At 64.9% G+C, this 1,251-nt stretch carries 2 protein-coding genes and 1 pseudogene; 2 read left to right on the top strand and 1 reads right to left on the bottom strand.

What is annotated here, in order from left to right; all coding sequences use genetic code 11:
* A pseudogene (locus Q0L11_RS15950) lies at positions 1–191 on the bottom strand (flagellar basal body protein FliL); the annotation flags it as partial.
* A 216-nt stretch (positions 192–407) separates the two neighbouring features.
* Between Q0L11_RS15950 and flgF the strand changes: the two are divergent.
* Together flgF and Q0L11_RS24690 are read left to right on the top strand one after the other, a co-directional pair.
* Entirely contained in the window at positions 408–1,145 is a 738-nt protein-coding gene (flgF, locus tag Q0L11_RS15945; protein ID WP_296598526.1) for a flagellar basal-body rod protein FlgF, read from the top strand.
* 30 nt (positions 1,146–1,175) lie between these two features.
* A partial coding sequence (locus tag Q0L11_RS24690; protein WP_367183439.1) for a flagellar basal body protein occupies positions 1,176–1,251 on the top strand: 76 nt, incomplete at its 3' end.

Here is a 1,251-nt window from a genome sequence, read left to right as displayed (position 1 = left end):
TCGGGCTTGGGCTTGAGGAAGATGAACGCGGCCGTGCCGCCGCCGCCCAGCACCACGAGGGCGCCGACGCCGGCGATGATCAGCAGCTTGAGCGGCAGCTTCTTCTTGCCGGGGGCCTCGCCCTCGGCGCCTTCGGCGCCCTCAGGCGCTTCCGCCTCGGCCTCCTTCGGCTTTTTTTCCTTCTTCGCCACGCGCGCGTTCCTTGGATATCCGCGAACCAAGGAATGCGGGTCTTTGGTTAAGAAGCGGTTTTTAACACCTCTTAACGGGCCCGATTCCTGCCCGGCATTTTCGGCCGCTCGGCGCGCGTTAACTTTCTTATTTATTGATTTTATTGACGTTTCAAACTGGCACGGAGGTTGCATCCGGAAGGGCCAGAAAGTCGCAGCCCGTCAAGGCCCCCGTTAATGGACAACGCACTCTACGTCGGCCTCTCCCGCCAGATGGTTCTCCGTCGCGAGATGGACATCATCGCCAACAACATCGCCAACGTGGACACCAACGGCTTCAAGGTGGAGTCGCTGATGCAGAAGACCGATCCGGCCGAGCCGGCGGTCACGTTCGGCGGCCCTCGTCCGGTGAAGTTCGTGGCGGCCGACCTCGTCGCCCGCGACTTCGGCCAGGGCGCGCTCAACAAGACCGGCGCGCCGCTGGACATGGCCATCGAGGGCGAGGGCTTCTTCCAGGTCCAGACCCCGAACGGGCCCCGCTTCACCCGCGACGGCCGCTTCACCACCGCGCCCGACGGCCGCCTCGTCACCCAGCAGGGCTATCCGGTGCTCAGCGACGGCGGCGGCGAGATCACCATCGACGCGGAGAAGGGCCAGGTCTCCATCGGCGCCGACGGCACGATGAGTCAGGGCAACGAGCTGGTCGGCAAGGTCGGCATGTTCTCGTTCGCCAACCAGAGCGCCCTCGAAAAGTCGGGCGACAACGCCTTCCGCAACAGCTCGAACCTGCAGCCGCAACAGGCCGAGACCGCCAAGCTGCGCCAGGGCCACCTCGAGAATTCCAACGTCAAGCCGGTCCTGGAGATCACCCGCATGGTCGAGGTGAGCCGGGCCTATGAATCCACCGCCCGCATGATCGACAACGCGGCCGACCTCTCGCGACGCTCCGTCGAGCGCCTGGGTCGCACGCAGTAGTCGCCGGGTCAGATAGAAGGATAACGAACGATGCAAGCGCTCCGCACCGCCGCCACCGGGATGGCCGCCCAGCAGCTCAACGTGGAAGTCATCTCCCACAACATCG

The organism is Phenylobacterium sp. (assembly GCF_024508875.1).
In the GTDB taxonomy this organism is placed as follows: Bacteria; Pseudomonadota; Alphaproteobacteria; order Caulobacterales; family Caulobacteraceae; genus Phenylobacterium.
The sequence above is the reverse complement of the archived record's forward strand: the minus strand, read 5'-3'. Positions and strand labels throughout refer to the sequence as shown.

Coding starts and splice junctions, on each gene's coding strand:
- flgF (WP_296598526.1), top strand. CDS start 408: ATGGACAACGCACTCTACGTCGGCCTCTCCCGCCAGATGGTTCTCCGT.